Raw genomic sequence first — 6940 nt, 5'->3', positions numbered from 1 at the left:
TAATCAAGGTAAAAAATATTAAAAAGCTCGTAAGAGCAATTCAAACGTTGATACATCAACTTTTCTAGAGGGAGACTTCGAGGTTCTCCCCTTGGAAAAAGGTTTCTCAGGTGAAATGAGATATCAACTATATCTGACGTGTCTTTTCCAAACGCTCTCAGCATACCCTGTTAAATCCTTGCGGATTTAGGAGAGAAAAAGAACTCTCAACACACTTCGTAAAATCCTTGTGGATTTTGGAGGGGAAAGGCTAGTCAGGTGAAATGCTACAAAATCAGTATAAAAATTCATTCCCCTTTCTACTTAAAAATCTGTTAATCTTTTACACCCCTATGCTATACTTATACGAGTAGAAAACCAACACCAAAGGAGACTCGTCAACCCATGGAAGAAACAATCAGCCTACAAGAGTTGTTCCAGGTCTTAAAGAAACGCATCTGGATGATTCTTTCGCTCATGGTCCTCGGCATTGCGGCGGCCGGCATCATCAGTTATTTCTTTATGACCCCTGTATACCAAGCTGACACGCAAATATTAGTCAATAAAAATGAATCTACGATGGAAGTCCCACAATACACTTCCCAGGACATTCAAACCAATCTCCAATTGATCAATACATACAACGTCATCATGAAGAGTCCGGCCATCTTGTCGATTGTAATCGAACGTTTAGACCTCGACACGACACCAGCGGCTCTTACCAATAACATAACCGTGAACAGTGCACAGGATTCACAAGTCATCAATTTGACTGTGCAAGACACAGAGCACTTCCGTGCAGTCGATATCGCCAACACGACAGCAGCGGTGTTCCAAGAAGAGATTGTCGACTTGATGAATGTCAACAACGTCAACATCTTGTCACCAGCAGTACATAACGAAGACCCATCTCCAATCAAACCGAACCCAGAGCTCAACATGGCTATCGCCGCTGTTGTAGGCTTGATGCTAGGTGTTGGTATCGCATTCTTACTTGAGTACTTAGATACGACAATGAAGACGGAGCAAGACATCGAAGAGATTTTGGATTTACCTATCTTAGGTTTGATTAGTCCAATTCCTGAAGTAGAAGTCGATCCAACTGCAATGAAATCCCGTAGGAAGAAGGTGTAACCATGGCGAAGAAACCAAAGTTTATTGTCGAGCAGTCCAGACAGGTCGTCGTGGAACGTAGCCCGAAGTCTATTATTTCAGAGCAGTTCCGTACAGCACGTACGAACATCAACTTCTCCGTGCCTGCAGGAGAATTAAATACGCTTGTATTTACGTCTTCCGTGCAAGCAGAAGGCAAATCGACAGTATCGGCAAACTTAGCTCACTTGTTCGCTCAAGAAGGCAAGAAAGTTCTATTTATTGATGCGGATATGCGGAAGCCGACACTGCACTTAACGATGCATAAAGAAAACACGGTTGGTCTGTCGAATGTTTTGACGAAACAAGCTGTGTGGAGCGAAGCGGTCCATGTCTCGGAGACACAACCTAACTTATCATTTGTCACAAGTGGCCCGGTACCACCGAACCCTGCAGAGCTTTTAGCTTCGCCTCAGTTCGACAACATGATAGAAGAGATGTCTCGTGAGTATGACCTTGTGATCTTTGATGCACCACCACTTCTTTCTGTAACAGATGCGCAGATCCTAGCCAACAAGTGTGACGGGACGGTTCTAGTTGTACTTGCAGGCACTACGCAGAAAGACAGTGTCCGCCGTGCAAAAGAGCTTCTTGATACATCGCAAGCTCACATCTTAGGTGTGATCATGAACAAGTTCAAGATGGAAAAAGACCATTACTATTACTACCAATATTATGGTGCGACGGATAAGTAAGTTTCAAAGACCTCAGTTTGGGGTCTTTTTTTGATAGGGAAGAAAAATGCTCGGAAAAGACACGCTTATCTGTGGGAGTGGCCATCAGAATCCTCGCGGCATACCAAAGCTTGCGCTTTGGCCTCCGCTGCGGGTTCTTCAAACCACTCTGAAGCCACGGAACGCGTATCTTTTCCTTCACACTTTTCAATAAAAGTTGCAATCTAATAAAGGTGAAGAAGCGTGCCGTAGATCTTGGGGCTGTTTCCTGAAGGATCAGGTTGATGCCGGATATCACCCGTATCGCTTCACCCGTGAAGCGATTGGGAAGATTCGGCGCGGCCCTTTTGGAAACAGCCCCAAGTCAGGCTCGATTCGAACATAAAGCTATTTGAAATTTCAGCTATTGCGAGCAAAAGGACATAAATTATAAGAAGCTCTTACGAGCTAAAGAACCACATAAGGGAACATTTTCAAATCTTCTGGACTATTTATAAGAATATGTCGAATAAACACTGAAAAAAGTCCTATCATCTACCTAAATCTGTATGATATGATAAAACATGTACAGATAAAAGATAGAGAGAAAGAAAGGCAGGGGGAATACCATGATCGATATCCATTCCCATATCATCTGGGGCGTTGATGACGGCCCGTCCACTAAACAAGAAGCAATGGAGTTAATCCGTCTCGCAGCAAAAGAAGGCATCGAGCAGATCATCTCGACTTCACATGCATTGCATCCAAGCTTCCATGCAGATAAAACAGAGGTTCAAGACAAACTTAAAGAACTACAACAAGAAGCCGACGCAGAGCGTCTTGGGATACAGCTCTATTTAGGGCACGAAATCCGAATCACAGAAGACCTTGTCGAGCAACTACGCAATAAAGAAGTGATGCCCCTGCATAATTCCACTTATGTGCTAGTGGAATTTCCTTCGGGGAGTGTTCCTCTCTTTACTAAAGAAATCTTGCGTCAGCTAGTGCGTGCAGGATACCGACCTATCATTGCGCACCCGGAGCGCAACAAAGTATTTGCGAACAATACAAAGAAGCTTCGTGAGCTGGTGGAAGCTGGAGCGTTCGCTCAAGTGACGGCGGGAAGTGTATCTGGAGAGTTCGGAAAAGAGATTCAGAAGATCAGTTTGAAGATGATTGATGAGGGACTGATTCACTGCTACGGGTCCGATGTGCATGATAAAAAAGTGAGAGCGTTTTCATTTGATAAAGGACTTTCGTATCTGGAAAGTAAAAATCGACAAGATATAGTTGAGTATTTCTTAGAGAACAACGAAAGAATTTTGGAAAATAAAAATTTATTGATAATTGAACGAAAAGTCTCGTTTATAAAAGATAAAATTCGTTTTTTATCCAAAAAGTAATATTTGAAACAAAAACGTAATATTCGACATTTGTCGAAACTTGCGTTTTTTTTCATGCGGGCAGGAAAAATTGACCGAATGGTCGCATTGACTTTAGTGCATTAAAATCATGAATTACCAGAATGGAAATACCACATTCCTTAGATAACTGGAAAATGTTATACTTCTTTTAGCTAGTATTTGGAAGGGAGGACATCAGGTTGTCCTTAAAAAGACGCATGTCTGCGCTTATTATTGTGGACTCATTTATTGTCTTATTCTCGATTTATATCGGGTACTTTTTCTTATATCCAGTGGACAATCCGTTCGCTGAGAGTTATTTACTTGTCAGCTCGCTGTCGATTTTTTTCGCGCACCATGCGTTTGCTCTATATTTCGGACTGTATAAGAAAGTCTGGGAATATGCATCCGTCCGTGAACTGATGTCGATTGCATTAGCTGTCACATTGTCGATTATGGTGGTTGCTGCTATGCAGCTCGTCTTTACAGGGAACGTCATGATGCGAGCGTTGATCATTACGTGGATGTTGCACATCATCTTGATCGGAGGCTCTCGTCTTTCATGGCGTGTGACTCGTGATCATGTGTTGTCACCAAGGCAAGTGATCAATAAGAAACGCACAATGATCATCGGAGCCGGTTCTGCTGGGACGATGGTAGCCCGTCAGTTACTAAGAAGCTCAGATTCACCATTGTATCCGGTCGCGTTCATCGATGACAACAAGAACCGCGCAGGACTTGAAATTTTAGGGATGCCCGTTTTAACAGATACGACGTTACTCAAGGAGCATGTACATAATTTGCGAGTCGAGCATATTATCATTGCCATTCCGTCTTTAGATAAGACGACTTCAACAGTTCTGAAACAGCGTGCTGTTGAGACCGGAGTGAAAGTACAAGCGATGCCGCTGATTGAAGACTTGCTTACAGGGAAAGTTTCGGTCAGCGATATCAAAGACGTGAAAATTGAAGAACTACTTGGTCGAGAAGAGATTGAGCTAGATCTCGATGCAATTTCTGAGAAGATTACGAACAAGACCATCATGGTAACAGGAGCTGGTGGTTCGATTGGTTCTGAGATTTGCCGCCAAGTGTTGCGTTTCAATCCGTCGAAGCTGTTGCTTTTAGGGCACGGTGAAAATTCGATTTACTTAATAGACATGGAATTACGCGAAAAGGTTCCCGAAGGTACAGAAATTGTTCCAATTATCGCAGATGTTCAAGACCGCGAGCGGATCTTTGACATCGTGAATGAATACAAGCCAGATGTGATTTACCATGCGGCGGCTCATAAACATGTTCCACTGATGGAAGCGAATCCTTTTGAAGCGGTGAAGAACAATATTTACGGAACAAAGAATGTGGCAGAAGCTGCGGATACTTTCGGAGTAGGGCACTTTGTTCTAGTTTCAACAGATAAGGCGGTCAACCCACCGAACGTGATGGGCGCGACGAAGCGCTTCGCTGAGATGATCGTGCAGAATTTGGCGAAATCGAGTAAGACGAATTTTGCGGCTGTACGATTTGGGAACGTGTTGGGTTCACGAGGCTCAGTTGTGCCACTATTTAAGAAGCAGATTGCTGCTGGTGGACCCGTCACGGTTACGGATCCGGAGATGACACGATACTTCATGACGATTCCAGAAGCTTCACGGTTGGTGATTCAAGCAGGAACGCTCGCTAAGGGTGGCGAAGTGTTCGTGCTGGATATGGGTGAGCCAGTGAAGATTGTAGATCTTGCGAAGAATGTGATTCAGCTGTCTGGGTATTCGGTTGAAGAGATTGGAATCAGGTTCTCTGGGAAACGTCCTGGAGAGAAGTTGTTTGAAGAGCTTCTAGATCCTGCGGAGATTCAGCAAGGATTTGTATTTCCTAAGATTCATATTGGGCGTGCGACTCCGATTATTGCGAGTGAGCTTGCGTATGTACTTGAGAAGTTGCCGACTATGGATGAGGGGCAGATCAAGGCGGTTCTTGTGGGGCTTGCGAATCGGAAGAATGTGGGGAGTTTGATGGAGCGGAAGAAAACCGAAGTCGAACTCGCTGTTGGGAAATAAAGAATTTACGAAAACTAAACTCTTTATCATGAAAGAGTGTTGTACACTAGGTGTATATAATAGAAGAAACTACTGAAATGCACCCGGGGGATGTTGTGGACCGGTGTGCGTTTCTTTATGAAGGGTAGAGAAACTGGACATGGCAGAGAAAATTTTTCTATCTTCACCACACATGAGTGATGAAGGATTTGAACAACAGTACGTTAAAGAAGCATTTGACACTAACTGGATTGCTCCACTTGGCACGAATGTAGATGGTTTCGAGAATGAACTCGCAGACTTAGTTGGTATCGAGCACGCTGCAGCACTGTCTTCAGGTACAGCAGCTATCCATTTAGCTTTAAAAGCGGTTGGAGTTGGCAAGGGAGATATCGTATTCTGTCAGTCTCTTACATTCTCCGCAACAGCGAATCCAATCATCTATCAAGATGCGACTCCTGTATTCATCGATAGCGATGAAAAGACATGGAATATGTGCCCGGTCGCTTTAGAAAAAGCATTTAAGAAATATCCGGAAGTCAAGGCAGTTTTAGTTGTACATTTATATGGACTATCCGCTGATATTGATGCAATTAAAGCTTTATGTGAAAAGCATGATGTCGCTCTGATTGAAGATGCTGCGGAAAGTCTGGGAACTACATACAAAGGCAAGATGACAGGGACTTTTGGAGACTTCGGAATTTATTCTTTTAACGGAAACAAGATCATCACGACGTCAGGTGGTGGAATGCTAGTTTCTTCTAATAAAGAAATGATTGAGAAAAGTCGCTTCTGGGCTACACAAAGCCGTGATCAAGCTCGTCATTATCAACACAGTGAACTTGGCTTCAATTATCGCATGAGTAATGTTGTTGCTGGAATTGGGCGAGGTCAATTGAAAGTTTTAAGTAAACGTGTAGAGAAGAAACGTGAGATTTATTCTTATTATAAAGAGTATTTAAGTGATTTAAACAGGATTTCATTCATGCCAGAGAATGACTGGAATGAACCGAACTTTTGGTTGAGCGCTATCACACTGGATGGCAATGTTACACCAACTCAATTGATGGACCGATTAGCCGAAGAGAATATTGAATCTCGTCCTGTGTGGAAACCGATGCACCTACAGCCATTCTTTGAGAAGTTTGATTTTGTAGGCACTGATGTTGCGGAGAAGTTGTTTGTAACTGGCGTTTGTTTACCGAGTGATACTAAGATGACAGAAGCAGATTTAGAGAGAGTAGTTAGTTTGATTAGAGGGTTGTGGGAGTAATGAAGATTTACCAGCGATTTTTTAAACGTCCAATGGATATAGTGTTATCAGGAGCAGCTCTAGTTGTGTTATCTCCTATCATGGTTACTGTCGCTATCTTAGTCCGCACTAAACTTGGAAGTCCCATACTATTCAAACAGGCGCGTCCTGGGTTGAATGAGGGGATTTTCTATATGTATAAGTTTCGGACGATGACGGATGAAAAGGATTCGAATGGTACTCTTCTTCCAGATGACATTCGTTTAACGAAGTTTGGAAAATTGCTGAGATCTACTTCTTTAGATGAACTCCCAGGACTCCTGAATATCATTAAAGGAGATATGTCGGTGATTGGTCCACGTCCATTACTTGTTCAGTATCTTCCTCTCTCGTATATTAGTAGTAAGAGCTCTTTCCGATAGAATTTCCAGTTAGTCCGGACAGCTGGAAGTACTGTCGGATTCC

At 43.1% G+C, this 6940-nt stretch carries 5 protein-coding genes and 1 pseudogene; all 6 read left to right on the top strand.

All coding sequences use genetic code 11. From position 1 onward, the window contains the following. Positions 1-384: 384 nt before the first annotated feature. A complete protein-coding gene (locus CF394_RS11500) occupies positions 385-1113 on the top strand; it encodes a YveK family protein (protein WP_094943807.1) in 729 nt (242 codons plus the stop codon). 2 nt (positions 1114-1115) lie between these two features. Then, complete coding sequence (locus tag CF394_RS11495) at positions 1116-1826, top strand: CpsD/CapB family tyrosine-protein kinase (protein ID WP_094943805.1); 711 nt, start codon at positions 1116-1118, stop codon at positions 1824-1826. A 587-nt stretch (positions 1827-2413) separates the two neighbouring features. Beyond that, on the top strand, positions 2414-3187 hold the full coding sequence (locus tag CF394_RS11490; protein ID WP_094943804.1) for a tyrosine-protein phosphatase: 774 nt from the start codon (positions 2414-2416) through the stop codon (positions 3185-3187). 200 nt (positions 3188-3387) lie between these two features. Further along, positions 3388-5244, top strand: coding sequence for a polysaccharide biosynthesis protein (locus CF394_RS11485; RefSeq protein WP_094943802.1), 1857 nt, complete (start codon positions 3388-3390; stop codon positions 5242-5244). 139 nt (positions 5245-5383) lie between these two features. Next, a complete protein-coding gene (locus CF394_RS11480) occupies positions 5384-6496 on the top strand; it encodes a DegT/DnrJ/EryC1/StrS family aminotransferase (RefSeq protein WP_094943800.1) in 1113 nt (370 codons plus the stop codon). Then, positions 6496-6864 (top strand): annotated as a pseudogene (locus CF394_RS11475) (sugar transferase); the annotation flags it as partial. The gene CF394_RS11480 and the pseudogene CF394_RS11475, both read left to right, overlap by 1 nt. Positions 6865-6940: the final 76 nt, after the last annotated feature.

This window comes from Tetzosporium hominis (assembly GCF_002265435.1).
Lineage (GTDB): Bacteria > Bacillota > Bacilli > Bacillales_A > Planococcaceae > Chryseomicrobium > Chryseomicrobium hominis.
This window is presented reverse-complemented; position numbering and strand designations above follow the sequence as displayed.